The following is a 25714-nucleotide window of genomic DNA, read 5'->3' as shown; positions in this document are numbered from 1 at the left end:
GCAAAGATAGGAAAAAAACGGCTGCTTTGAAATTATAAAGAGGCTTATTTCGGACGACAATAAAAAAGCACTACCTTTGTAAACGGATAAAAACAGCCGTCTATGATGATACTCACGCCCGCGCTTCAGCCCCGTTGGAATGCCGTCTTGCTCGACATTTTCCAACATTTTATCGCCCTTTGCAAGACCCACAACCTTACTTATTACTGTGCCGGAGGTACCGCTATCGGCGCCATTCGCCACCAAGGATTCATCCCTTGGGACGACGATATCGACGTGTTTATGCCGCGTCCCGACTATGATCGACTCATGGATATTTGCGCCCGACAAGATATGGGACGCTACGAGCTATGCACTCCCTACAACACGCCCAACTATTTCATGCACTTCTCGAAACTTTGCCGCCGCGATACCACCATCATGGAGCGGGTCGATACGCCTTGTGTCTACGGAATGTTCATTGATATCTTTCCGCTCGACGGCACGGCGGACGACAAGGATGAGGCTTGGCGACTGAAACGGCGCTTCGAGAAGATACAGAATCGCATGGAAGCAATCTCCACCCGTTATCGTTTCACGGACTATCTGGGCCTGTTGAAGCAGCCACATGAGTGGGGGCGCTTCGTCAGAAAGGCCTTCGGGTTTGTTGCTCGTGGCACTTATCGTCGTTATTTGCTGCGCAGGATGGACGCCATCTGCCGCCTTTATCCCTTTGAAAAGGCTACAAACGTTGTCACTTATAGCGGCGTTTATCATGGCAAAGAGGTCTATCCAAAGGCGTGGATAGCCGGAACGAAGTCGTTTATGTTCGAAGGATTGGAAGTTGATTTGCCCCTGCGTTACGACGAATACTTACGCCATTTCTTCGGCGATTACATGCAGTTGCCGCCCGTAGAGCAACGAATGTCGCATCACGAAAAGGTTTATTTCAACATGGATGAGCGGGTTTCGTTGGCCACCATCCGACAAACCATCCGCAAATGATGAAGCAAGCCACCATCTCCGTTGTCATCTGCACCTATAATGGTGCCAAATTCGTGGCCGAACAGCTCGACTCCGTGCTGCGGCAGACACGTCCTGCCGATGAAATCATCATTCAGGACGACGGTTCTACCGACGCAACCCTGACCATTCTGCGCGATTATGCCACGCGATACCCTGTCATCCAGTTGTTTCAGAACGCGACATCCATGGGCGTAAATGCCAATTTCTATTCGGCCATGCGACGTGCGCAAGGTGATTTTATTGCTCTTTGCGATCAGGATGACTTGTGGGAAGCCGACAAACTGGAACGCCAGTTAGCGGCCATCGGCCATCAGTTGCTGTGCGGCGGTCGGTCGGTACCCTTCTCCGAAGATGGTTCTTTCGTCTACCAAGACCCACGGCGACCCAACACGACGGCTCTGCGCATGATGTATTGTGCCGAAATCGCGGGCCACACGATGTTCTTTCGTCGTCAACTGCTTGACTTGCTGCCTATGGATTGCGCCATTTTCCGGCACAACTACTACGATATGATCTTATCCGTGGTGGCTGCCGTCTACGAAAGCGTGGTCTACGTGGACGCCAAACTTGTAAATCAACGGCGTTACCATGGCGCGTCCACTTACTCGTCGAACGCCGACAGCGTGCCCACGGTGGGCAACGGTCTCCGTATGATTGTATGGTGCGTGAAGCATTATCGGGAAATAAAAAGGTCGGGTAATGACTATTACCTGCGCTGGCTCGACCTTTTGGAACATTTAAAGGTCGATACAACCAGCCATCGGGCCGCCTTACGCATGATGAAGTACCAGACCCGGCGGGGTGTTTTCAACTTCATCCGCTTTCAAGTGTTCTGCCTTCGCCATCGCAGTCAGCTCTTTCACACGGCAGGCAGTGACCCCAAGAATCTCGTTAGGGCCTTTCTGTTTCCGCTGACTGCCGTATTTTATCAGCGACAGCATATCCGCTAATCACTTATTTTTTGTTTTTTTCATGAAGAAGGCAATACTGTCTTCGAGTATTTGTGCGTGCATGAACTTCATAATGCAGAAGTACAGCGTGGCCACAATGACGATGCGTAGTATCAGGATGAGCCATAGATTGCTGAAATTGATGGTCAGCAGGTAGGCCACGGCACACGAAACGGCGGCCGAAAGCATGAAAGGAAGGATGTCTTTAAGGAAAGCAAGGTGGCTCAACCGGATGATACGGCGGGCGATGGTTTGCCAAACGCCTATCCAAAGAATGTTGATAATGGTATAGAGTACCACCATGTGGAGAATGCTGAACCGACTACAGATAATGAATATCGTCAGTTGCAGCAGGATAAGCGACACGTTTGCCCACATATTAATGTTGGAACGGCCGCGGCTGATCACCATATTCTGATACAAAGTGAAGAACGGCAGGAAGGCACCGCTGATGCAGAGAATGCGCAAAAGCGGTATGCTGTCGACCCAATTATCGCGCACCGTGAGCAGAATAAACTCGCGGGCAACGAGCGAAAGACCGAACATGGCAGGAAAAGAGATAAAGGCCGTGAAACGCAGCAACTTGCGGAAGACGTGAAGTTGGCGCTCTTCCTGGTCGTTGATGGATGATAATACGGGTTGGGCGACTTGATTGATAGTGCCCGAAACAAAGGTGTAGGCCATCGAATCCCACTTGAAGGCTTGCGTGAAGTTGCCCAATGACTTTGTCGAAAACAACTTACCGAAGATGATGGACAGCATATTGTTGTTCACCTGCGTAATGAGCGCGGTAATCATGATGGAACTGCTGAAACCGAACATGCGTCGGATGGGGCTGAAATCAATCTTCAGACTGGGCAGCCATCGCACGTAGTAGAGGCGACCGAGGTCGGTCACGACGATGAAAACGAATTGTTGCCAAGCCAAACTCCAATAAGAGAACCCGTTGTAGGCCAGCACCAGTCCCGTTACGCCCGATGTAATAGAGGCCACGGTGCTGATGATGGCCTTGCCCTTGTTCATCATGTTGCGGAACATATAGGCCGCGTGGGCCGTGCCGATGCCTGCCACGACGAACGAAGCGAACACCAATCGGGAGAGAGGAACAAGTTCGGGCTGTCCGTAGAAGTCCGCGATGAGCGGCGCGCAGAAGAATAAAACAAGGTAAAGACTGCTGCTGACGAGTGTGCTAAACCAGAAAACGGCATTGTAGTCTTTGTCGGTCACTTCCTTCAAGTTGGTCAGTGCCGCCGTGAAGCCACTCTCTTGCAACACGCCCGCTATGGCCGAGAAGATGGCCAACATGGCCACGAGTCCGTATTCGGCAGGAACGAGGATACGACCGAGGTAGAATCCGATGATAGCACTGATGATTTGGGTGAGCAGATTACTGATAGCTCCCCAGAAAATGCCCGTTGCCGCCTTCTCCTTGAGTGTTGCCATAGTCGGAATTATTCGGTAAGACGGCGGTTGTTGTCGGCCACACGTTGCAGGATGGTATCCATGCGATCGGCATAGAGCGTATAAAGCAGATGGCCGTTGCGCCGGGCCTGTTCGGCAGAAAAGCTGTTATTCCAAAGGCGCATGCCCCCCGCGGCCAGCGAATGGAAGCCCGCGTCGTACCAGCCTACGGTGCATCCTTCGAGCCATGCACGCAGACAAAGTTCGTCATCATCGTACTGGAAAGGCGCGAAACGGAAGTCAATGCGATGCAGTTTGGCGTCGAAGATTGCCTTGTTGATCCACATGGGCGCACGATTGACCGACGGCGCGAAGCAGAAAGGGCGTGAGGCATCGTCGATACGGGTGCCGACGCGTTGCTCGGTCTCCTTGACGAAAGTCAGATTCACCTTCCAGTTACCGCCCAGAATGGCCATATCTGGATATTGTTTGAAGTAGTTCAGGGCATCGTCCATCCACTGTGTGTCGGCAAAATCGTCGTCGTCTTGCAACAAAGCGATGTATTGGCCATTGGCCATGCGGATAGTCTTGTCGTAAGTGACGTTCTCGTAGAGATCATTGCAGCGTACCAGAAACTCGTTGGCGCTATTCAGCTCCTTCGCTAAGCGTTCCGTGTGGTCGAGCGAAGAGCCATCGTCGATAACAATCACTTCGGTTTTGATGGGCCATTTTCTGATTTTCCGGAGCACATGGCATATCTGCAAACTCTTATTGTGGGTCTGGAAAATGACGGTTACGAGCGGTTCGTTCTCGTAGCCCTTGGCTTTCCAAGTGGAATAGCTCTTTTGGGTCTGTGCCGTTTTGGCGCGTTTCTGCACGGCCAGCTTGATTTTCTCTAAGTAAATTCTGAACATATTGCAAAGATAGTAGTTCTTCAAGGAAGTCCAAAGCAAATAAAAATAAACTTTCACTTTGACTTTCCGTTTGTTTAGCCTATCTTTGTAACGATAAGAACATATAAGCATGAATATAGCCGTTATTTTTGCCGGTGGTTCGGGGCTACGAATGCACACGAAATCGAAGCCCAAACAGTTTCTCGATCTTCATGGGAAACCCATCATTATCTATACATTAGAACTCTTTGATAACCATCCTGAGATAGACGCCATTGTTGTTGCGTGTATCGAAAGTTGGATTCCGTATCTGAATAAGCAGCTCAAGAAGTTTGAAATTACCAAGGTTGTGGCGGTTGTTCCGGGTGGAACGACGGGTCAGGACTCTATCTACAACGGCCTTTGCGCTGCCGAATCGTATGCCAAGGGGGGCGATGCCACGGTGCTGATTCACGACGGTGTGCGACCGTTGATTACCGAAGAAACCATTACCGACAACATTCGTAAAGTCGAAGAGTGCGGTTCCTGCGTTACGTGTGTGCCGGCAACGGAAACGTTTATCGTGCGCCAGGCCGATGGTTCGCTTGAGATTCCGTCGCGCGATCACTCTCTGATTGCCCGTGCGCCACAGAGTTTCCGCTTGGCCGACATCCTTGAGGCACATCGAAGGGCACAGGCCGAGGGGCGACACGACTTCATCGACTCCTGCACCATGATGAGCGCGTATGGCTGTAAGCCCGGAACGGTCATCGGCCCGATGGAGAATATCAAGATAACCACACCCACCGACTTCTTCGTTTTACGTGCGATGATACAGGTACACGAGGACCAACAGATATTCGGACTGTGATGAATCAGGTGTTAAAAGCAGACATCGACCGACTCACGGCGCACTTCGCGCCCGACGCGGAGCTGGCGGGCAAGACGCTGTTGATAACCGGCGCAACGGGACTGCTGGGCCGCACGCTCATTCATTGCGTGCAGGCGTGGAACCGACAGTGGGCCGAGAAAACGCAGATTTTAGCTTTAGTACGCGATCGCAAGGCTGCCGAAGCTCTCTTTGAAGCTACGGATGACCTGCTGTTTGTGGAGGGCGACATGGCCCATCTTGACGCTTTGGCAACCCGGAGTTTTGATTATGTGGTGCATTTGGCGGCACCTACTTCTTCCAAATACTTTTGTTCGCATCCCGTAGAGACCATTCAGACGATTGTAATGGGCACTGATCGGCTGTTGCAAATGGCCCTTCGGCAGCGCGTTTCGGCCTTTGTCTATCTCTCTTCGATGGAAGCTTACGGCGCGGTGAGTAATGATGAGCGTCCCTTGCGGGAGTCTGACTTGGGATTTGTTGACCTGCAGTCGGTCAGAAGCAGCTATCCGGAGGGTAAGCGGATGGCCGAAAACCTCTGTCTGGCCTATTGCCGGGAATATGGTTTGCCCGTGAGAATGGTGCGGTTGTGCCAGACTTTCGGCCCCGATGTGCCGCAGACGGACTGTCGGGTGACGACGACGTTCGCCCGAAACATTGTCGCCGGTACCGATTTGATACTGAAAAGTCGGGGCGAAGCGGCCAGCAACCACTGCTATACGCTTGACGCAGTGACGGCCATTCTGCTCATTCTTACGCGTGGAACGGCCGGAGAAACCTATAATGTGGCATCGCCCGACACCTATTGCACCATTCGGGAGATGGCCGAATACATGGTGCGACACTTTGGAAAAGGCAGTAAGGTCGTTATCGACGTAGACCCCAACGCGCCTTATCCGCCACCAACAAGGCTTCGTTTGGACATTTCCAAACTGCTACAGTTGGGCTGGAAGCCATTGTTTGAGCCATACGTGATGTATGAGCATTTAATCAGATCAATGGAATAAACGTCTTTACATGGTTACAACCTTGCGCTTTCCGAAGATGAAAGGGCTGAGGTTGAGGAGGTCTAATGCCTTTCCGATGAGCAGCGAACCGCAAACGCAGATGACGAGAGACGCCATCCAGAAGAGCAGGGCTGAGCGGTCGAAGGCCAGAAAAGGTTGCAGATACTTGCAAAGAATCGTAAAAACAGGAGAGAAAAGATAAAGAAGTAGCGAGTTGCGTCCCAGAAAACAAGTTCCTTGCCGTAAACGTTGAGGCAGAAAACGAAGGATGAGCAACATGCTACTCATTGCGCAATAGACGATCATAATACCATATACAGAGGCCTTGTGAAAAAGAGACGCGTCGGTGGAAAGCAGCACCAAAACAATCAGGGCTATCCAAGAACCTTTGAATACATCGGTAAACAGGTAGCCATATTGTTTGATCAGCGCGCCGGCTAGGAAGTAGCAGGCACATGAAAAATCCATAAATCCCAGTAGGGAAAGTCCATAACAGCTTACAACCATAAGCGAAAACTTTAGTAATCGCTTGTTTTCCGTGCAGTTGCCAATGATGTAATAAACGCAACCGCATAGAATCAGCGTGTGCAGATACCAATAAGGGCCCAGCGGATGAACCAGAAGTTTGTCGATAAAAACCATTGGCGTGAGGTGGTCGATGTGGTCGTGGATGGGCAGTAGTGACGCCATCAGCGTATAACCGCTTTCCAATAGCAGATAGGGGACGCCCAACCATAAAATTGTTTTCAAGAAATCAACCTTTGGTTTGCCGATATTCATGAGATAACCCGACAGCAACAGGAAACCGGGCATGTGGAACGTGTAGACCCATTGCTTGAGATAAGGGTACGACTGGCCGATATACACCAGATGAAAGCTGATGACCAGCAAGATAAGAATACCTTTCAGATAGTCGAGTTCCTCTATTCTCGGTTGGGAATGATTCGTGTTCATGCGCCAGAATTTTACCAGTTGTTTTTATTCGCTGGCAAAGGTACGAAAAAAAGGCCGGCTTTCAGCTTGCGAAAGGGCTGCTTTTGGTCGGTCAAAGCACAGCGATGAGGAGACAAGAGCAGCCCTTTTGCAAACCGAAAGCACAGCAATGAGACGGCAAAAAGGCTGCGACAACAACACGATGGCGGCCCTTGCCCGCTTGTAATACCTATTTTTAAGTATTGTCCGCATGATTTGAATGTGCTACTTTTGCTCCTCTAATTCAAAAGATGTATGAAAAAAACAATTTTATTCCTTATCGCTCTGCTTGGCATTGTCGGCTTTTCTTCATGCTCAAGCGACGATAATACCGAGAAGTTGAGCCAACTGACGGTGCAATTGGGCAGTAGTAAAACGAATGTGGATTACGCCAAGTTCACCGTGAAGCTCACCGAGTCGCGTTCAGGCCAGCAGTTTACGTCTGCCGCCAACGCCTCTGGCGTGGCCGTTTTCAGCGTGCCGCTGGGACAATACGACGTTGTGGCCGAGGACCTTGTCGACGGTGCGGGCACCATGTATGGCAGTTTGCAGAACTTTACCTTCAGCGAAGCCAACAAGGCGTGCAGGGTCGAGGTGAAGGATTTGCAGTCGACGATGGCCAAAACCTTCGTGCTTGACGAGTTGTTCTTCAACTGTTCCAAGGTCGACGAGTTCACAAACCTTTATTATGAAGAGTATTTCACCATCCGAAACGTGAGTGATCGCCCGCTGTACGCCGACGGATTGTCGTTTGCCATCTGCGGAGATTACAACGCGATAGAGGACGATGGCGTGAAAAGCGCTTATCTTCAGAAAGACCAAATCGTCGTGAGTCAGCTCTATACGATACCCGGTAGCGGCCGCGAACACCTGGTGAAGCCCGGTGAATCGCTCGTCATCGCCCACACGGCCATCGACCATTCCGAGGGTGGAACAAAGAAAGGAGCCGTCAATCTGACCGGGGCCGACTTCGAAGTGTACGTGCCTCATCAGTATTCGATGACAACCGACAACGCCGAAGTGCCCAATCTCACGGTCAACTACTCCATGTTCCAGGCTTTCAGCTGGGGATATGCAGGCCATGCGCCGCTCATGCTCTTGCGTACCGATGAGAATTTGGGCGACTATGTGCCCAAGCATTTGGTGAAGATGAAGGTGTCCGGGGCCTATGGAAACATGCAACAAGACTATCTTATCATACCGACTCGTTGGATAATTGACGCTGCCGAGACGGGTTGCAAGGACAATTTCTTCCATAAAGTATTGCCCGCAGCGGTCGACAAGAGCAGCATTCAGATTCAAGACGACGGCCTTTATGGTGGTTTCAAGAGCCTGTTTGTTCAGCGTAAGCCCGCCGAAAAGGGATATGTGCTCGATACCAACGACAGTCAGAATGACTTTGTGGTGGTTCCCAATGGGCAGAAGAGCTACCCCAAGAAATAGTTTGTCCATTCAAACTCTCCTTATTTAGCGTCTCCTTTCTCCCCCATGCGAGGGAGAAAGGAGATTTTCTGCATTCAGACAACCTACAAGATACATTGATTTGACAGGTATGCGATATGTGAAATGCGCATGGGTCATTCTGCTGTTGGCCACCTCGTTGACGGCAGCGGCGCAGCAAGTCATCCGTGGAAAAGTGACCGCTCGGGCCGACGGAAAGCCGATTGCCTTTGCCAGCGTTTATGTGAAAGAGGCCGCCAAGGGCGCTGTGAGCGACATGGACGGCAACTTCAAGCTTGTCGTTCCGCAACTGCGGGAGCCTCATCTGCGTGTCAGCTGCATGGGTTATCATACGGTGGAGTTGCAAGTGAAGCCCGGTGGCGAAATACTCGACATCAAACTGGACGAACAGAGCTTCGGTTTGAAGGATGTCACCGTGACGGCCAGGTATCACGACAAGACCGGCAGCGACGCCACCATCGAGCAAGAGACGCTGGAATACATCCAGCCCACGTCGCTGAAGGACATCTTCGTGCTGTTGCCCGGCGGCAAGATGGGAAGCAACAACATGCAGGATGGCGCGCTCATCAGCAGCCGCCAGGTGGGAACGGACATGAGCACCTCGTTCGGCATGGGGCTGACGGTCAATGGCGTGCCCGTGCAGAACGACGGCATGCGCATTCAGATGGCCGGCGTTACGGGCCAGTCGGCGGCAGACGGTGAGGGAAACGTGAGCGTCAACACGGGTGTCGACCTGCGGACGATATCCACCGACCATATCGAGAACGTCACGTTGACGCGCGGTATCTCGTCGGCCAAAGAGGGAAACCTCAGTTCCGGCACCATACGGGTCAACGCCAAGCAAGGTGCCAGCCCGCTGCAGGCCCGTGTGAAGTTCGATCCGCTCAACAAGTTGGCCTATGTGGGCAAGGGATTTCACATCTCCGAGCGGCTGGGAACGCTTTATGCCGGTGCTGACATCGTGCGGTCGCAGGCACGGATGGAAGATGCGCGCGGAGCCTACAACCGAGTGAGCGCGCAACTCAACTGGAACAACCAGCGACGGTGGTGGGGCAAGACGGTCGACATGAACCTTCTGGGCAGTTATGTGACCTCGTTCAGCAACAACAAGACCGACGAACTCATCAAGACTTACCATGAGAAATACAACTCGCGCTATGAGCGGGCCACGCTGTCGGGCAAGTTGAACGTGTCACTCAACACACCGTGGCTCGACAATCTGGAGCTGATTGCCTCGGCCGATTACACCCGCAACGTTCTGAAACATCACAAACATGTCATCAACCGCACGGTCATGCCGCTGCAACAAAGCCTGCAAGAAGGTGAGAGCGAGGGCGTCTATCTGCCTTCAACCTACGACACCTATTATAAAATAGACAACCGTCCGTTGAATGTTTTCGCTCAACTCAATGCCCGGAAGTCGGGCAATCTCGGAAAGGAACTCAGCTATAATCTGTTGTTGGGCACTTCGCTCACGACCACCAAGAACCTTGGAGACGGCGCCGTGGTCGACCCGATGCGCCCGCCGTTCCCCTCCGCCGACTTCATTCGCCCGCGGAAGAACAGCGACATCCCATCGCTGGTCAATCATGCCGGCTATCTGGAGAGCAAATTGCGCTACCGTCACGGTCGACATGAGTTGAATGGTTCGCTTGGCGCGCGGTCGACCACCATGTTCAACCTGCCTTCCAACTACAAGCTCAATGGCCGAATGCTGCTCGAACCACGTCTGCAAGCGGCTTATACGTTCTATCACAAGGCGGGTGGCGACGAGATGAGCCACACGCTGCGGGCTGGTTACGGCGTGGAAAACAAGCTGCCGTCGGCCGATTATCTCTATCCCGACAAGGTGTATCACGACTTCATCGCGCTCAACGCTTACTTTACGGACGCCTCGAAGCGGCTGCTCATCACGAATACGAAGATTCAGAATCCGGTCAATGAGCGGCTTTCTGCCAATAAGAACAGCAAGTTGGAGGTGGGATATGACCTGCGTTGGCGGGGCTTCGAGCTGAATTTGACCGGTTTTCGTGAGTTGATGAAAGGCGGTGTAGCCTACTTCACCACCTATGTTCCGGCCCATTACACCTATTATTATGAGCTGTTGCATCCGGTGGAAGCCAAACCTACGAAGGCCGATTTCAAGTCGCGGGAGATGCGGACGTTCATGGAGATGCAGGTGCCGACCAACAGTGCCCGCACGGTGAAGCAGGGATTGGAGTACCGTCTGCACATTCCGACGATGGCCGCGGTCAGGAGTGAGGTGGAAATCAATGGCGCCTACTATCGCACGGAGTATGCCAGTGGCGTGCCGGTGATGTATCGCCCGTCCGTCATGGTGGGCGAACAGATGTATCCTTACGTAGGAATCTTCGACGGATCGGAGAAGCAAATCGGCTCCAACTTCAACACCAATGCGTGGGTGAACACCCATCTGCCCAAGTGGAAGCTCATCTTTACGAATTTCATTCAGGTGGTGTGGTTTGAGAAATATCGACTTGTGACCGACGTCAACGCCTATCCCGAGCGTTATATGGACACGGATGGCGAGGTCAGGACGTTCAGATTGGCTGACGACGAGCTGCTGAAGAGCCTTCGGCGCACTTATCTTGCGTCGCGGTATAAGGAAAACAAGCAGCCCGTGTCGCTCTTGTGGAGTATCAAAGCCACCAAGGAATTCAACCGTCATGTGAAGTTGGCCTTCTTTGCCAACAACATCGTGCAGGTGAGTCCCAAGTATCGCGACGGTTACGCGCAGTCGCGACGCAACTGGCAGAAGCCTTTCTTCGGCGCGGAACTCACCATGTCTTTTTAAAAAGCAGTCATGTCATGAACAAAACGATAATCAGTCTTCCGCTTTTCCTGGCCCTATCGACCGGCGCCAGGGGGCAAAGCGGCTTGGAATATGACTTGAAGAAGTACGCCACCTCTTCACAAACGGTGGTGGACGAGCGTCGGTGGCATAACAACGACTTGGAAAACAGCCGGTTGTATGTGGCCCGCTCCATGGTGTCGCTTGTCGACTACATGATGGGGCGTGCCGACAGCAGCGCCTTTGATGGTCTGCATCGCCCCGAACACAATGTCTTGGCAGCCTCGTTCGACAACGTCAATGCCGCGGGGCGCTTCATCCACTATGACGGCAAGCGGCAGACGTTCGGCCGGTTGCTGGCCGGTGGCGAACTGCATACCGAGCGTTCGGGCACGCTTTTCGGCATGGCGGCCTATCAGCGTGGCGAGATGACGCGCACGTCGCTCAACTACGCCACCCATCCGGAGGACTATGCGCCCTACTTCGTGGCCGACACGTTGGGACAGAGTGCCGTCAATCGGGAGATATATACCGTTTATGGCGGCTATAGCCTCGCCCTTGGAGGGTGGCAATGGGGGCTGGAGGCTCGCTATGAGGGTATTGCCCAGGCGCGAAGACAGAATCCGCGGCATTCCAACTACACCCATTCGGTGGGCGTTGGCTTGGGGATGTCGCGCGTGTGGCAGCGGAATATCGTTGCCTTGACGTTGAGACCGGAATGGAGTCGCCAGTCGATTGCGGCCAAGAGCCTGCTGGATGGCGTGCGTTTTATGGATTTCTATGGCTTCGGCTTGTGGAATCGGCGTGAAAGTCAGGGTGCCGTGAGCTATGGCCGTCAGCAGACGTTGCATGGAATAGGGGCGGATATGGCCTGGATGCACGATGGTTTGTGGGCCTGGACGCTTGCGGCTGGCTGGAAGTATCGTTCGATGAACAGCGAAGAAGCCAATTTCAAGGAGCTCTTTGGCTCGCACACGCACCATTTCCACCAACAGCTGATTGTCGAGCGCAGGTTTGACAAGTGCTTCTGGCTGTTTCAGTTTTCGGCAAAAGAGTATGCGCGCAGCGGCAGTGAGCATATTTATGAGCAGCAGGTGCAGCATGCCGACGAGGGATTGTTCGACTATGTGAAAGTCGGAACAAACCAACTTTATCACAGCAGTGGCGTCAGTATGGACTTGCGGTCGAAGGTCATCAGTCCCGTCAGGCTGCAATCGAGCGTAGCCATGATGGCGGCCGTAGGCTGGAAGCGTGACGAAGAGCGTTATGACAGCCCACAGATGAAGGTGGCAAACCAGACTCTGACGATGTCGTTGGGTGTAGAGTACAAATGGCAACGTGGGCACTTTGCGTGGGAGACAGGGCTGAATGCCGGCATGCAGAGCGGTTGGGACAACAGTTACAATGTGACGGCGACGACCGATGCGGTGCAGGAAGCCATGGCTTATACGCCTTATCTGCTGCGTGGAGAAAGCCGTCAAACGCTCGAAGGCAGACTCGTGGGCTTGCGAAAACTGTCGGACAAGCTCGCTGTCGGGGGCTTTGTAAAAGGTGGTTACTTGAATTCCGACTATCGGGAAATGGTCAATATACGGACAGGACTGTTTCTTCGTTTTTGAACAAGTGTGCTTTTAAAGGATGAAAAGATGAAAATAAAGATGCAATCAGGCCTTGGTTGGCTCCTCATAGCACTGCTTTCGGGGGCTTGTTCCGACGCTTTTACAGAGTCGAAGCAGGCTATCGAGACGCCGGCTGTGGACGGTTATGCCGCTCAAGAGCTGAGTGTGAAGTTGCACAAGGACATCGTGGCGCAGCTGGATGGCACGAAACGGGAGCTGACCATACCCACGGGCAGCCATCGTCTGGACGAGTATATGCGGGTGCAGGGGGCCGTTCGGCTCACCCGCATTTTCCCTTATGCCGGCAAGGACGAGGCTTTGCAGCAGCGGGAGGGCCTTGACCTGTGGTACACCATGCAGCTGTCAAAGGCTCCGGAGTCGATGACGCGGGCTGTCGGTGACGCGGCAAGGGGCGACGTGGCGACGTTTGTGGAGCCGGTGTTTGCCGCCAAGCTGGAGAAAGTGAGCTTTCAGGCGGTCGACATGGCCCCGACACGGGACAATGGAGGCCCCTCGCGTTTTGACGACCCGCTCTACAGCCGGCAGTGGGACTTCAACAATCGTGGCAATATCGGCAACTATACGGATGAAAAAGGCAATCCAGTGGTGAGCAGCATTGTCGGTGCCGACATCAACGTAGAACCCGCGTGGACAATCACTACAGGAAAGAGAGAGGTTGTCGTGGCTGTGGTGGATGGCGGCGTAGATACGGGCCATCCCGACCTGCAAGGCAGCTTCTGGACAAACAAGGGAGAGATTCCCGGGAATGGGCTGGATGACGACAATAATGGCTACGTGGACGATTATTACGGTTACAACTTCGCCGATGACAAAGGTGTTGTCACGCCGACAAGGCATGGCACGCATGTGGCCGGAACCATCGCGGCGCGCAACAACAATGGCCGTGGCGTGTGTGGAATAGCCGGCGGCGACGGTACGGCAGACAGCGGAACGCGCATCATGTGCTGTCAGATATTCAAGGATAATCCCAACTATGATCCGACAGATCCCGAGTCGACGGAAACGATCGGTACGGGAAACAGAAATCTGGATGCAGCCGCGATTGTCTACGGAGCCAATAACGGTGCGGTCATCAGCCAGAACTCATGGGGCTATGGCGCAGGAAGCAAGGCCACTCCGCAAGTGGTGAAGGAGGCGATCGCCTACTTCAACAAGTATGCAGGCGGGGACAAGACCGAGAAACCTGTGATGCAGGGAGGCCTTGTCATCTTTGCGGCCGGCAACGACGGGCTGCGTTCGCCGACATATCCGGCCGCTGACGACGATGTTGTCAGTGTGGCGGCTTTCAATCCCGACTTTCAGGCGTCGTGGTATACCAACTATGGTGAAACCGTCGACCTGGCTGCACCGGGCGGTTCGCAACCCGTGAAGGAGAAATACCCGCGCGAGAACGGCTTGCCGACGTCGGCCGTGCTCAGTACGGTGCCGCCGAACGCGGAAGGAAAGAACGGTTATGCCTATATGCAAGGTACGTCGATGGCCTGTCCGCATGTGTCGGGCATTGCCGCCTTGGTCGTTTCGAAATACGGAGGGGCTGCTTTTACGGCTGCGGAGTTGCGTCGACGTCTGCTTGCAGGGGTGAAGCAGATGAATTATAACGAGTATGTGTCGGCCAACCATTTCGATGGCATGGGGCTGGGGTACGTGGACGCGATGGAAGCGCTGGCCGATTATGACATGACGGTGGAACCCGTTGCGCCTCAATTTCTGCCTGAGAAGAGCAAAAGTGGCTACAACAGCGTGACAATCGCATGGAAGTCGGCCAACAAGGGAAGTGACGGCTCACTCCAAAACTATATACTTTACATGTCGGAACAGCCTATTACACAAGCCAATTGCGGGCAGGCCACCCGGCATTTGATCAATGCCAACTATGCCAAAGCTGATGAAGTGTTTGAAAGAACCAACATGCGCATGGCGGCCAATACCACTTGTTATTTTGCGATACAGGCCGTAGCACGCAATGGAAAGACATCGCCGCTGGTGATTTTGCAGAATGGCGTCACGACGTTGTACAACGAGGCACCAACAATAGCGGTCAGCATGGACGGTAATCGTCTGACTTTGGCCGGTAGGGACAAGGCCGACGTGGTGTTTACCATCACGGACAAGGAGAACCATAAGTGCAGTTATCAATTCCGCGACGCAGGCTCTGTGGGGATAACGACACAGGACAACAAGGTCATGTTGCATGTTGAAGCCACGAACTACATCCCTGGTATTTATCCTCTCACCCTTACGGTGAAGGACGAGTACGGCGCAAGCTCCTCGTTTACGTTGTTTATTGAAATTGTCGCCGACAAGACACCGACGTTGAAAGCCGGCTTTGAAACGCTCAACATAAAGCGCGGACAGCACAAGACGGTGGCGTTGAAAGACTGGATTGTCGACGAGAAGCCTGACGGACTGGTGTATGAAACCAAACATGACGGCTCTGTCGAGGTGAAGGTTGCAGACGGCGAGATGACGATAACGGGCAAACGATTCGGAGAAAGCACGATAGAACTCTCGGCAACCGACGTGCATGGCCAGACAGGCGTCTTCTCGATACCCGTGTTCGTGTATGAAAAGGAAGGCATTTATGCCGTTTATCCAACTATAGCGACCACCACCTTATATATAAAGGTGGGCGAGGAAGTAGAAGGTGATGCGGAAGTTGTCGTCAGAAGCATGGCCGGCAAGGAAGTGTTGCGCAAGCGTTTCAGCGTTGCCGCGCTGGACCGGCAGAAGCGAACGTTGCTGATGGACGTCAGCGGCATTGCCCGTGGCAGCTATGTGGTGAGCTTGGTGAATCGGGGAGTGGTCTATCAGGATAAATTTGTAAAGAAATAAGATGAAAACCATCATGTACAAGCTGTATTCAACCGTAGCGTTGACGGTCGTGGCGTTGTCCGTCCATGCGCAAGGAAGGCGTATGGCAATCGTGGATATGCCTGTGTCGGCCGTTTCACTGGCGCACGGCGGTGGCGTGTTCGGCTTTTCCGAGCGTGCGTTGGTCTATGCCGATCCATCCGTAGGCTTTGACGATACCCAAACAACGATGTGTGCAAATTACGCCTTCGGACTGGTGGATGGGGCCGGCGGCAGCATGGGCTTGCATACGTTGGGCCTGTTGCACCGCTCGGGAAAGCACCTGTTGATGGGTGGCGCACGCTATTTTGCTCAGGGCAAGACCGGCCCGGTGCTCGATATCAACATGAAACCCGTAGCCGACGCTATGCGATTGTATTCGTATGGTGTGGATGTGGGCTATGTCCATGCGATGGGACGCTTCGCCATTTATGGCATTTTGGGCATGATATCTGAGAAAACCGACGTGCAAGACAATGCCTATCGGCTGGGAATAGGCATGGCTTTTCACGGACAGAAGGGACTGATGAGGTATAAACTGAACCTGGCTGTGCGCGATCTGGGTGTCGTCGGAACGGGTGACCGGTGGCAAACACTGTCGCCATTGTTGCATGGCGGTGGTGCGTTGAGGTTGGCTACGGCGCGCAACCAGGAACTGGATGTAACGCTGGATGGTGGTGTTTATCTGCCGTCGGGGAAGTCCAAGGTCAGTGGAATGTTGAGTGGTGGTGTCGATTATACGCTGGCTAAGCGTTATTCGTTGCGTTTGGGTGGACATGCAGGTGACCATGACGACTACCTGGGTGCTGGTTTGGGCGTGAGAGTGGGGCGGATTGCGTTCGATGCAGCTGTCCGACTGACGGCCAAAGACGGCGCTTCACATTTGTATATGGCCGGTATGCAGGTGGACTTGTAGGAGGGGGTGGAAGCCTTTATAAGCTGTTCTAGATTTCAAGAAACTATAAGATAAGCGTGATGGGGCGATAATAACGCGGCACTTACAATATTCTGCTTCGTTTCACGTCAATAGAATAAAGGCCATTGATGGCGTGTTATATTAATATAAGGTGTAATGAAGAATCTCGAATCTCGTGAATATCCGCATGTGGTGGCGCTTCGGTGCGCGCCGCTCCCTGTCGTCCGCATCGCGTTCATCGGTCTCGGGCACCGCGGCAGGCAGTCGCTGGTCCATTATATGTATCTCGACGGCGTCGAGGTGAGGGCTGTCTGCGACCTGCAGCGCGAAAACAGGGAAGAGGCAAGGGCGGTGCTGGAGTCGCACGGCATGCCGGCGGCCGATGAATATGGCGGCGCCGACGACTGGAAGGAAGTGTGCCGGCGCGATGACATCGACCTGGTCTACGTCTGTACGAGCATCCGGCTGCATGCCGACATTGCCGTTTACGCCATGGAACATGGCAAGCACGTGGCCTGCGAGGTGCCGATTGCGAATACGATAGCCGACTGCTGGCGCATCGTCGATGCGGCCGAGCGTTGCAGGAGGCACTGTATGATGCTTGAAAACTGCTGCTACGACAGGTTCGAGATGGCGGCCTTGCATCTTTGTTCGCAAGGTGCCATCGGTGAAGTGACGCATGCCGAGGGCAGTTATGTACATGATTTGAGCCACATCGACTTCGCCAAGCGCCCCGACTACATAGGCCACTGGCTGACAACGGGCAATCCTTATCCCACGCATGGGCTGGGTCCGCTGTGTCAGGCCATGAAAATTCATCGGGGAGATCGTCTCGCCCGCTTGGTTTCAGTCTCAAACCGTCAGTTCAACTACCCCGAGGTTGCGGGGCGCGACATGGCCGCCGAATGCCGGTTGGGCAACATGAACACGACGATTGTCACGACTTTGAAAGGCAAGACAATGGTTCTACAGCACGACATATCAAGCCCTCGCCCCTACGAAAGGCGGTATCTGTTGAGCGGCACGCACGGCTTTGTTGAGAGAGAAAGCCACGGACGGATGAAGTCTCTCGTCCCCGGAGTGGACGAAACGTGCGAGCAAGAGGCGTTCTTTGCCCGCTACGACCATCCATTCTACCAGTCGCATGGCGACTTGGCCCGACGTGTGGGAGCCCATGGGGGGATGGATTTCATGATGGACTATCGGCTGATACACTGTCTGCGGCAAGGGTTGCCGCTCGACATGGATGTCTACGACGCCGTGGAATGGTCGTCGCTAGTCGAGCTGACACGCCTTTCCGTAGAGCAGGGAGGCTGCCCTGTGGACATACCCGACTTCACACGCGGTGCCTGGAATTTAGACATAAGTACATAAGAACATGTTTTTCTATAGACACTTTTTAGGACATAAGTACATAAAGACATATTTTCCTGGCAGAGTGTTTAGGACATAAGTACATAAAGACATATTTTTCTATAGACACTTTTTAGGACATAAGTACATAAAGACATATTTTCCTGGCAGAGTGTTTAGGACATAAGTACATAAAGACATATTTTTCTATAGACACTTTTTAGGACATAAGTACATAAAGACATATTTTCCTGGCAGAGTGTTTAGGACATAAGTACATAAAGACATATTTTTCTATAGACACTTTTTAGGACATAAGTACATAAGAACATATTTTCTGCTGGAGTTTAGGGTGAAAGAAAGGGTCGCAAGCGACCACAGAATCAATAAAAGGCATACTTTGGAAAATATGTCTTTATGTACTTATGTCCTAAAAAACACGCCAAGGAAAATATGTCTTTATGTACTTATGTCCTAAACACTCTGCCAGGAAAATATGTCCTTATGTACTTCTGTCTAAAACACGCAGCAACGGGAATATGTCTTAGTCTCCCCATGTATTTATGTCCTTAACAAACGGCGGCAGGATTTTACGGATCAGGACGCTGACGCTTCTCCGACGAAAACGGCTGCTCGACCATGAAACGACGGAAATGGCTCGTTAATGATGCTGAAAATAGTTAATGTTTTGTAAAATAAAAGCCGCGTTCTCCATGCCGTGGCCCCATCTCGTCATAAAATATGTAACTTTGCAGTCCGATTGTGGGAATACGCTTAGGATTCTCATAGCGTGGTCGTGTTAATAGTTCTTCTTTTGGCCGAGGAGAGCGGTTAGTGAATCGGCCGTCGCATCAGAGATAATGCTGTGGATGGTCTCTTTTAGACTGGAGGCGCCGCGAGGTCTCTGTTATCGAATACGGTAATAAAAGTTTTTTAGTAGTAAAATTAATTATTCAAAATGGACACTTTAAGTTACAAGACTATTTCCGCCAACAAGGAAACAGCTAAGAAGGAGTGGGTCGTCATCGACGCCAGCGACCAGGTTGTAGGCCGCCTTTGCTCTAAAGTAGCCAAGCTGCTTCGCGGAAAGTACAAACCGAACTTCACACCTCATGTGGACTGTGGAGACAACGTAATCCTCATCAACGCTTCCAAGGTGGTGTTCACCGGCAAGAAGGAGACGGATAAGGTTTACACCCGCTATACAGGTTATCCGGGCGGCCAGCGTTTCAACACGCCTGCCGAGCTTCGTACACGCAAGAACGGCATTGACAAGATTGTTCGCCACGCCGTCAAGGGCATGCTTCCCAAGGGACGTCTGGGCCGCACCTTGCTCAGCAACCTCTACGTATTCGAGGGCACCGAGCACGACAAGGCTGCACAGAAGCCGAAGACTATTGATATTAACCAGTATAAATAAAGAATCAAGATGGAACTCATTAATGCAATTGGTCGCCGCAAGAGCGCTGTAGCTCGTGTTTACCTGAAGGAAGGTACCGGTAAGATCACTATCAATAAGAAAGATTTGACAGAATTTTTCCCATCAGCCATTCTGCAGTACGTGGTTAAGCAGCCGCTGCAGCTCCTTGAGGCTGAGGGCAAGTATGACATCAAGGCCAATCTCGACGGCGGAGGCTTCACCGGCCAGAGCCAGGCACTGCGCCTCGCCATCGCCCGTGCGCTCGTCAAGATCGACGCGGAGGACAAGAAGGCCCTCAAAGACGCAGGCTTCCTCACACGCGACAGCCGTGCCGTCGAGCGTAAGAAGCCGGGTCAGCCCAAGGCTCGCCGTCGCTTCCAGTTCAGTAAGCGTTAACCACTGGACGCAAGTTTAGCATCCAAACCCGACAGACTTTATGTTTCGCGGCTCCATCGGGGCCGATGACGGCTGGATTACTGTCGGGCTGGTTCTAAGAGAATTACAAAGGAAAGTAAACAATCAAACAAAAGAAACGAAAAATGTCAAGAACAAATTTTGACCAACTGCTTCAGGCAGGTTGCCACTTCGGCCACCTCAAGCGCAAGTGGAACCCCGCCATGGCTCCTTACATCTTCATGGAGCGCAACGGCATTCACATCATCGACCTGAACAAGACCGTAGCCAAGGTTGACGAGGCTGCCGAAGCTCTGAAACAGATTGCCAAGTCGGGCAAGAAGATACTGTTTGTCGCTACTAAAAAACAGGCCAAGGACGTTGTGGCAGACAAAGCTGCCGCCGTCAACATGCCATACGTGAACGAACGTTGGGCCGGCGGTACGCTGACCAACTTCCCCACCATCCGTAAGGCAGTGAAGAAAATGACAAACATCGACAAGCTGATGAACGACGGAACGTTCGCCAATCTCTCGAAGCGCGAGCTGTTGCAGATCAGCCGTCAGCGTGCCAAGCTCGAAAAGAACCTTGGTTCCATCGCCGACCTCACTCGTCTGCCGAGTGCTCTCTTCATCGTTGACGTGATGAAGGAGAACATCGCCGTGAAAGAGGCCAACCGTCTGGGTATTCCCGTGTTCGGTATCGTCGACACCAACTCCGATCCCAAGAACATCGACTTTGTCATTCCCGCCAATGACGACGCCAAGGACAGCGTAGAGGTCATCCTCGACGCCGTTTGCGGAGCCGTTGCCGAAGGCTTGGAGGAGCGCAAGGCCGAGAAGGCCGACGAGAAAGCTGCCGCTGAACAGGCAGAGGAAGTGGCCGACGCGAAGCCCAAGCGTGTCCGCAAAGCCCGCAAGGAAGACGAAGCTGAGGTGGAGGTTGAAGAAGCTCCCGCAGCAGAATAAACAGTGAATCATAGGGTCTTATGGTGTAGGATAGGGTCTATATGCTCCTGTCGGCACCCTAAGTCCCTTTCATTTTTCAGCAAATACATTTAGAAAAACAATATTATGGCTATTTCAATTGAAGATATCAAGAAACTGCGGGCCATGACCGGCGCAGGTCTTGCTGATGTAAAGAAGGCACTCACCGAAGCCGAGGGCGACTTCGAAAAGGCTAAGGAACTGCTCCGCGAGCGCGGACTGGCCATCGCCGCCAAGCGTTCCGACCGTGAGACGTCGAATGGTTGCGTACTGGTGAAGAAGGTTGAAGGCTTTGCCGCCATGGTGGCGGTGAAGTGCGAGACCGACTTTGTGGCCAACGGCAAGGATTTCATCCAGATGACACAGGAGATTCTCGACGCGGCCGTTGCCGCCCGTGCCAAGTCTTTGGATGAGGTGAAGGCGTTGAAGCTGGCCAATGGCGAAGAGGCACAGGCCGTTGTGACACAGCGTTCGGGCATTACCGGCGAGAAGATGGAGCTGGATGGCTACAACTTCCTCGAAGGTGACAACATCTCCGTTTACGACCACATGGGCAAGCACACGCTGGCTACGATGGTGCAGTTCAACGCCGAGAACGAAGAGGCTGGCCACAAGATTGCCATGCAGGTGGCTGCCATGAAGCCGGTGGCCCTCGACGAGGCTTCCGTTCCCCAGTCGGTGAAGGACGAGGAGTACAAGGTTGCCGTTGAGAAGACCAAGGAAGAGCAGGTGGAGAAGGCCGTAGCCGCCGCCTTGAAGAAGGCCGGTATCAACCCCGCCCACGTCGATTCGGAAGACCACATCGAAAGCAACGTGAAGAAAGGCTGGCTCACGCAGGAGGACGCCGACAAGGCAAAGCAGATCAAGGAGACCGTTGCAGCCGAGAAAGCAGCCAACCTCAACGAGAACATGATTGAGAATATCGCCAAAGGCCGCTTGGCCAAGTTCTTCAAGGAGAACTGCCTCGTAGACCAGGAGTTCCAGTTCGCAGACGGCGACAAGGTCACCGTGAAGGACTGGTTGAAGGCCCAGGGCCTCGAAATCGTCGCCTACAAGCGTTTCACGCTGGTAGCCGACTAATCTCGACTTTGGTTCAAAGCAAAACAACAAGGGTGCGTTTCATTGCGAAGCGCACCCTTTTTTCTATCCATTTCCTGCTTGAGGAATGGCGGAGGCTGTGGCGTCGTAGGTCGAAAGGCCGCCCGCTTATTCCGTTATCGTTACGTTCACGGTGACGGTCTGGCCGCTTCGGTCTTTCAGGTGGAAGCTTTCCAGCCCCAACTTGGCGTCAGTTGGAATGTTCATGCACAGCACTTCATGCTCCAGAGGGTAGTCTATGCCGATGGACTGCTTGTCCAGAATGAACGCGCCGCACTGCAACGATTGTTCCTCAATGCGCCAATCGCCCGTTGCGAGCTTGATGGGGAAGCTCAACATCTGGCCCCGGGCGGCCGTGACGTCCAGCCGGGACGACGTGATGTCACGCCCGTCCCTGACCCGCACTTCGAGAAACGCCTTGATACCCCGCTGGTCTTCGAGCGTGTAGTAGCCCGTCGCGCCACCTCGGTTGCCCTTGATGTGGAGCACATCCTCGGCGTCTATCGTGATGTCGGCCACGTCGCTGTTGCGGACGACGCGGTATTTGCCTGTGCCGAAGGTGGGCTTCAGCTTCATCGTCGTGCCATAGGCGAAGTCCACGACATAGCCCGCCTGCTTCAGTTTCTCGCTCGTCGACCGGATGTCGATTCGTCTTTCCTGCCCACTTTCGTCACTCAGTCGGATGCTGGTATGCTCCCGCAGCAGCTTCACCGTCACGTGGTTGCCGTTCTGGACGACGACGGCCGACGGATTCTTCGGGTCTGCGTCCAGCACCACGGCCGTGCATCTGCCCATGCTCGACGTGATGTCGAAGTCGCAATCGAGCGTGTCTGTCGTCAGCGTGTAGGTGAGAACGTCGTTGTATTCGCCCTTGGCGGAAATCTCGATGGGCCTCGTCGTCTCCTCCGTCTCATTGCTGCACGCGATGAAAAGGGATGAGGCGAGGAGACAGCCGAGCGGCAATAGCAATCTCATGGCTTTCATAAGAACAAATCGTTTGGTTCGTGCGGTAAAAGTATCATCTTTCGTCGACATGCGCAACTGGCCGCTGTTAATTTTCCGCAACTTAGCTTCCGTTTTACTTTTTTGCTGCTTTTTCGGCCTTGCTGACGTCCGTTACAGGACGATTCCGAACGAAAACGTCTTGAACTGCGGGCCGTAGCCTTTCCTGAAGAGGCTGCTCGGACGGTATTTGAAGTAGACGGTGGTGTGGTAAACCGTCACGGTGCCCATCATGCCGATGGTCGCCAGCTTGGTTTTCAGGTCGTTCGTCGTGTCCTTGTGCTTTGCTCCGTCCATCCGATAGCGGGTCTTCAGGCTGCCCTTCGTGTTGAGATTCAGCACCGGCCCCAGCGAGAATCCGAAGTGTTTGCCCATGTACTCGTAGCGCAAGGGGACCACCAGGTCGAACGTATGGACGCGCGAGAAGCGGGGCTTGGCGCCGTCGGCATACTTCTCAAGGGTCACCACCTTGTCGTCGTCGGCCGCAAACCGATAGTTGTCCACGATGCGGTAGTTGCGCCAGTCGAAGCCCATGCCCACCGAAAAGGCATGCCCGTTGTGCCACGGACGATAGTGGTAGGTGCCGAATAGCCACCAGATCTCCCACGACTTGAACGGTTTGACGTCCATTTGCTCGGGCGCGTCCATGACGCCGCAGAATCCCAAAGCGAAGTCCGACGTGATGTCCGACTGCGGCCGGCCCTTTCTCTTCTTCTTGAAAAAGCCGAACGTGAAGTCCCACGTGTCGCGGTTGATGGCCGACGTCGACACATAGTTGCTGTCCACCAGCTCAATGCGGTTGCTGTAGCGGTAGTTCGGGTTGTCGTCGCTGCCCTCGATCAGGATGGATTGCAGCGAATCGGAGGTCACCACGGTTACCTTCCTCGGGTTGCGAACCACCACCGTGTCGTTCTCCACCCTGTTGTCGGCCATCGCCTGGCCGCCTACGGCCAGCGTCAATGCCAGAAGTGTTGTCTTCATCATAGTCTTTCGTTTTATTTAATCAGTCTTCTCAGTTCGCCGATGTTCCTCACCCGCCCCTCCATGTACACCACGTTGAGGGCGGTCCGCTTGCCGTTGCGTTTGGCGATGTAGCACAGGAAGCGGTTGACGGGGCCGTCGGGCGTCATCGTGAGGATGACGGTCGTGCCGCCGTCTTTCCGTGTCGTCTCGCTGCTCACGGCGTTCTGCCGGTCGCGTTCCACCATTTCGTCCACCTTGGCCTTCTGCTCCGGCGTGGCCTGGAAGCCGTAGCTGCGGTAGAAATCGAGGTTGTATTTGCTGAGTGCGCGGCCTTTCACCTTCACTTCCACGACCTCGGCGTCCCGCATTTGCGCCTTCGTCACGACCTTGCCGTCGAACAAGGCCCCCACGTTCAGTCCCTGTTGGGCCTGTGCGCAGCCCCAGATGGGCAGCATGGTGAGCATGAGTAAGATTCGTCTTAACATATCCGTCGTATTGAATTGTGATGTTGTCTAATCGTGTTCGCCGCCCCCGCCGCCGAAGATGTCGCGCAGCTGGCGGTCCGCGCCCGTCTGTCCCGCCTCGCCGATGTCGCCCATCGTCGCGTCCACGCTGTTGAGGATGGCCGCCCGGTCGGTCACGAGCCGTCCGTTGACGTAGGCCTTGCAGTAGTTTTGCTCATGGTCGAGGTGGAGGAGGGCCGCGCCCGTCGCCAGCAGCACCGCCACGGCTGCCGCCACGCCGACGATTCTGCGTCTGAAGCCGACTTTCAACCGCCCCTGCGCCGTGTTTTCCGGTAGCGTTTGCCCCGCCGGTGCCGTGCCGATGAAGCCCAATGACATGAACATCTCACGCAGTGGCAGCAGCTCGGCTGCTACATCGTTGCCCTGGAAATAGCGATAGAGCCGTCGTTCTTCCGCCAATGTCGTCTCCCCTTCAAAGAAACGGTCGACCAGTTGTCTGATATTCTCTTCGTCATTCATGTCCTTCTTCTTTTAAAAAGTTGTCTCTGATGGCCTGTCGGGCTCGGCTCAACGCCTTTCTCACCGCCACTTCGTTGCTCCCGATGAGGGCCGCCATGTCCTTCATCTCCATGTTTTCCATGTGTCGGAGTCGGATGAGGGTCTGCTGCAAGGTGGGCAGTCGGTCGATGATCTTCATCATTCGGTCGATTCGTTCGTCGGCCTCGTGGCTTTCCTCGGCCATGTTTTCGCTGATGGCTTGCCTTTCGGGCCGTCGTCGGATGAGGTCGATGCAGCGGTTGCGCACGAGAATCGTGGCGAAACCGTCCATCGGCTGGCGCAAGGTGTCGCGGATTTGCCACAGCTTGAGCAGCACGTCCTGCACGACGTCCTCGGCTTCCTCCCCGTCGCCCATGTATCTGCGGGCCATGAAAAGCAGTTGCGGTCTGACGCGGCAGGCCTCTTCTTTATATTCGTCGACAGTCATCGAATTTCTCGGTTCGTTACCATGATTACGCACCCAGGTGCCTTTTGTGACACGAAAATAATAAAAAAATCGGGTCATGGGCAATGATTCGTCCGTTTTTGTGTAACGATGGAGAGTATTTTGTGTGACGGTGGGGTTGTCAAAAGGCAGCTTTCAGCCTGTAGAAGCTGCCCTTTCAGCCTGTAGAAGCAGCCCTTTCGGCGTGTCAAAGCACTGCTTTTGCAAGTCCGTCGCAGTGCTTTCGCAACCCCGTCGCCATCCTTTCGCAAACCCGG

Annotated in this window: 22 protein-coding genes; 14 read left to right on the top strand and 8 right to left on the bottom strand. The window is 53.6% G+C overall.

Annotated features, from left to right (window positions below):
* Positions 1-102: 102 nt before the first annotated feature.
* Positions 103-984 (top strand): LicD family protein, encoded by an 882-nt coding sequence (locus K334_RS0102245; RefSeq protein ID WP_025880214.1) that lies wholly within the window; start codon positions 103-105, stop codon positions 982-984.
* Positions 981-1955 (top strand): glycosyltransferase, encoded by a 975-nt coding sequence (locus K334_RS0102240; protein WP_025880215.1) that lies wholly within the window; start codon positions 981-983, stop codon positions 1953-1955. Before K334_RS0102245 ends, K334_RS0102240 begins: the two co-directional genes overlap by 4 nt.
* Here K334_RS0102240 and K334_RS0102235 read toward each other — a convergent pair whose 3' ends face one another.
* Both K334_RS0102235 and K334_RS0102230 read right to left on the bottom strand, forming a co-directional pair.
* Positions 1956-3398, bottom strand: coding sequence for a lipopolysaccharide biosynthesis protein (locus K334_RS0102235; protein WP_025880216.1), 1443 nt, complete (start codon positions 3396-3398; stop codon positions 1956-1958).
* An 8-nt stretch (positions 3399-3406) separates the two neighbouring features.
* The gene (locus K334_RS0102230; RefSeq protein ID WP_025880217.1) at positions 3407-4270 is read right to left on the bottom strand and encodes a glycosyltransferase family 2 protein; all 864 of its coding nucleotides are present in this window, start codon (positions 4268-4270) and stop codon (positions 3407-3409) included.
* A gap of 109 nt (positions 4271-4379) precedes the next feature.
* Between K334_RS0102230 and K334_RS0102225 the strand changes: the two genes are divergently transcribed.
* Positions 4380-5099: an IspD/TarI family cytidylyltransferase gene (locus tag K334_RS0102225; protein WP_025880218.1), complete on the top strand. Its 720-nt coding sequence runs from the start codon at positions 4380-4382 to the stop codon at positions 5097-5099.
* Entirely contained in the window at positions 5099-6124 is a 1026-nt protein-coding gene (locus tag K334_RS0102220) for an NAD-dependent epimerase/dehydratase family protein (protein WP_025880219.1), read from the top strand. Before K334_RS0102225 ends, K334_RS0102220 begins: the two co-directional genes overlap by 1 nt.
* Before the next feature lie 6 nt (positions 6125-6130).
* Here the strand turns inward: K334_RS0102220 and K334_RS0102215 are convergent, their stop codons facing one another.
* Positions 6131-7078: an acyltransferase family protein gene (locus K334_RS0102215; protein WP_027444440.1), complete on the bottom strand. Its 948-nt coding sequence runs from the start codon at positions 7076-7078 to the stop codon at positions 6131-6133.
* Positions 7079-7351: 273 nt separating this feature from the next.
* Here K334_RS0102215 and K334_RS0102210 point away from each other — a divergent pair, with 273 nt between their 5' ends.
* The 10 genes from K334_RS0102210 to tsf all read left to right on the top strand — a co-directional run bounded on the left by K334_RS0102210 (position 7352) and on the right by tsf (position 22007).
* Positions 7352-8539 (top strand): DUF4876 domain-containing protein, encoded by a 1188-nt coding sequence (locus tag K334_RS0102210; protein WP_025880220.1) that lies wholly within the window; start codon positions 7352-7354, stop codon positions 8537-8539.
* A gap of 109 nt (positions 8540-8648) precedes the next feature.
* On the top strand, positions 8649-11372 hold the full coding sequence (locus K334_RS0102205; RefSeq protein ID WP_027444438.1) for a TonB-dependent receptor: 2724 nt from the start codon (positions 8649-8651) through the stop codon (positions 11370-11372).
* 14 nt (positions 11373-11386) lie between these two features.
* Complete coding sequence (locus K334_RS0102200) at positions 11387-12988, top strand: DUF6850 family outer membrane beta-barrel protein (protein ID WP_027444437.1); 1602 nt, start codon at positions 11387-11389, stop codon at positions 12986-12988.
* 27 nt (positions 12989-13015) lie between these two features.
* Positions 13016-15841: a S8 family serine peptidase gene (locus K334_RS0102195; protein WP_025880223.1), complete on the top strand. Its 2826-nt coding sequence runs from the start codon at positions 13016-13018 to the stop codon at positions 15839-15841.
* Position 15842: 1 nt separating this feature from the next.
* On the top strand, positions 15843-16775 hold the full coding sequence (locus K334_RS0102190; protein ID WP_025880225.1) for a PorV/PorQ family protein: 933 nt from the start codon (positions 15843-15845) through the stop codon (positions 16773-16775).
* A gap of 156 nt (positions 16776-16931) precedes the next feature.
* Entirely contained in the window at positions 16932-18149 is a 1218-nt protein-coding gene (locus tag K334_RS13320; protein WP_025880227.1) for a Gfo/Idh/MocA family protein, read from the top strand.
* 937 nt (positions 18150-19086) lie between these two features.
* Entirely contained in the window at positions 19087-19548 is a 462-nt protein-coding gene (gene rplM / locus K334_RS0102180) for a 50S ribosomal protein L13 (protein WP_025880229.1), read from the top strand.
* A 9-nt stretch (positions 19549-19557) separates the two neighbouring features.
* Positions 19558-19944 carry a 30S ribosomal protein S9 gene (rpsI, locus tag K334_RS0102175; protein WP_025880232.1) on the top strand — a complete coding sequence of 129 codons (387 nt, stop codon included), beginning with the start codon at positions 19558-19560 and terminating at the stop codon, positions 19942-19944.
* 143 nt (positions 19945-20087) lie between these two features.
* Positions 20088-20909 carry a 30S ribosomal protein S2 gene (gene rpsB / locus K334_RS0102170; protein ID WP_025880233.1) on the top strand — a complete coding sequence of 274 codons (822 nt, stop codon included), beginning with the start codon at positions 20088-20090 and terminating at the stop codon, positions 20907-20909.
* A 105-nt stretch (positions 20910-21014) separates the two neighbouring features.
* Positions 21015-22007 carry a translation elongation factor Ts gene (tsf, locus tag K334_RS0102165; RefSeq protein WP_021589568.1) on the top strand — a complete coding sequence of 331 codons (993 nt, stop codon included), beginning with the start codon at positions 21015-21017 and terminating at the stop codon, positions 22005-22007.
* A 126-nt stretch (positions 22008-22133) separates the two neighbouring features.
* On the opposite strand, the gene K334_RS0102160 is transcribed toward tsf, so the two are convergent.
* The 5 genes from K334_RS0102160 to K334_RS0102140 form a co-directional block, all read right to left on the bottom strand.
* Entirely contained in the window at positions 22134-23009 is an 876-nt protein-coding gene (locus K334_RS0102160) for a hypothetical protein (RefSeq protein ID WP_025880234.1), read from the bottom strand.
* 132 nt (positions 23010-23141) lie between these two features.
* On the bottom strand, positions 23142-24011 hold the full coding sequence (locus tag K334_RS0102155) for a hypothetical protein (RefSeq protein ID WP_238318919.1): 870 nt from the start codon (positions 24009-24011) through the stop codon (positions 23142-23144).
* Positions 24012-24022: 11 nt separating this feature from the next.
* Positions 24023-24475: a DUF6108 family protein gene (locus K334_RS0102150; RefSeq protein ID WP_025880237.1), complete on the bottom strand. Its 453-nt coding sequence runs from the start codon at positions 24473-24475 to the stop codon at positions 24023-24025.
* A gap of 27 nt (positions 24476-24502) precedes the next feature.
* Positions 24503-24973 carry a PG0215 family putative anti-sigma factor gene (locus tag K334_RS0102145; RefSeq protein WP_025880238.1) on the bottom strand — a complete coding sequence of 157 codons (471 nt, stop codon included), beginning with the start codon at positions 24971-24973 and terminating at the stop codon, positions 24503-24505.
* Positions 24966-25439, bottom strand: coding sequence for a GFO_1088 family ECF-type sigma factor (locus K334_RS0102140; RefSeq protein ID WP_025880240.1), 474 nt, complete (start codon positions 25437-25439; stop codon positions 24966-24968). The genes K334_RS0102145 and K334_RS0102140 overlap by 8 nt, the downstream gene beginning before the upstream one ends.
* Positions 25440-25714 lie beyond the last annotated feature (275 nt).

The sequence above is a fragment of the Segatella baroniae DSM 16972 = JCM 13447 genome (assembly GCF_000426585.1).
GTDB lineage: Bacteria > Bacteroidota > Bacteroidia > Bacteroidales > Bacteroidaceae > Prevotella > Prevotella baroniae.
This window is presented reverse-complemented; position numbering and strand designations above follow the sequence as displayed.

Excerpts from the sequence above, each read along its gene's own strand:
- K334_RS0102210 (WP_025880220.1), top strand. The coding sequence starts at position 7,352 with ATGAAAAAAACAATTTTATTCCTTATCGCTCTGCTTGGCATTGTCGGC.
- K334_RS0102205 (WP_027444438.1), top strand. The coding sequence starts at position 8,649 with ATGCGATATGTGAAATGCGCATGGGTCATTCTGCTGTTGGCCACCTCG.
- rpsI (WP_025880232.1), top strand. The coding sequence starts at position 19,558 with ATGGAACTCATTAATGCAATTGGTCGCCGCAAGAGCGCTGTAGCTCGT.
- K334_RS0102230 (WP_025880217.1), bottom strand. The coding sequence starts at position 4,270 with ATGTTCAGAATTTACTTAGAGAAAATCAAGCTGGCCGTGCAGAAACGC.
- K334_RS0102160 (WP_025880234.1), bottom strand. The coding sequence starts at position 23,009 with ATGAAAGCCATGAGATTGCTATTGCCGCTCGGCTGTCTCCTCGCCTCA.
- K334_RS0102215 (WP_027444440.1), bottom strand. The coding sequence starts at position 7,078 with ATGAACACGAATCATTCCCAACCGAGAATAGAGGAACTCGACTATCTG.
- K334_RS0102145 (WP_025880238.1), bottom strand. The coding sequence starts at position 24,973 with ATGAATGACGAAGAGAATATCAGACAACTGGTCGACCGTTTCTTTGAA.
- rplM (WP_025880229.1), top strand. The coding sequence starts at position 19,087 with ATGGACACTTTAAGTTACAAGACTATTTCCGCCAACAAGGAAACAGCT.
- K334_RS0102150 (WP_025880237.1), bottom strand. The coding sequence starts at position 24,475 with ATGTTAAGACGAATCTTACTCATGCTCACCATGCTGCCCATCTGGGGC.
- rpsB (WP_025880233.1), top strand. The coding sequence starts at position 20,088 with ATGTCAAGAACAAATTTTGACCAACTGCTTCAGGCAGGTTGCCACTTC.
- K334_RS13320 (WP_025880227.1), top strand. The coding sequence starts at position 16,932 with ATGAAGAATCTCGAATCTCGTGAATATCCGCATGTGGTGGCGCTTCGG.
- K334_RS0102225 (WP_025880218.1), top strand. The coding sequence starts at position 4,380 with ATGAATATAGCCGTTATTTTTGCCGGTGGTTCGGGGCTACGAATGCAC.
- K334_RS0102220 (WP_025880219.1), top strand. The coding sequence starts at position 5,099 with ATGAATCAGGTGTTAAAAGCAGACATCGACCGACTCACGGCGCACTTC.
- K334_RS0102245 (WP_025880214.1), top strand. The coding sequence starts at position 103 with ATGATGATACTCACGCCCGCGCTTCAGCCCCGTTGGAATGCCGTCTTG.
- K334_RS0102240 (WP_025880215.1), top strand. The coding sequence starts at position 981 with ATGATGAAGCAAGCCACCATCTCCGTTGTCATCTGCACCTATAATGGT.
- K334_RS0102200 (WP_027444437.1), top strand. The coding sequence starts at position 11,387 with ATGAACAAAACGATAATCAGTCTTCCGCTTTTCCTGGCCCTATCGACC.
- K334_RS0102155 (WP_238318919.1), bottom strand. The coding sequence starts at position 24,011 with ATGATGAAGACAACACTTCTGGCATTGACGCTGGCCGTAGGCGGCCAG.
- K334_RS0102235 (WP_025880216.1), bottom strand. The coding sequence starts at position 3,398 with ATGGCAACACTCAAGGAGAAGGCGGCAACGGGCATTTTCTGGGGAGCT.
- K334_RS0102190 (WP_025880225.1), top strand. The coding sequence starts at position 15,843 with ATGAAAACCATCATGTACAAGCTGTATTCAACCGTAGCGTTGACGGTC.
- tsf (WP_021589568.1), top strand. The coding sequence starts at position 21,015 with ATGGCTATTTCAATTGAAGATATCAAGAAACTGCGGGCCATGACCGGC.
- K334_RS0102140 (WP_025880240.1), bottom strand. The coding sequence starts at position 25,439 with ATGACTGTCGACGAATATAAAGAAGAGGCCTGCCGCGTCAGACCGCAA.
- K334_RS0102195 (WP_025880223.1), top strand. The coding sequence starts at position 13,016 with ATGAAAATAAAGATGCAATCAGGCCTTGGTTGGCTCCTCATAGCACTG.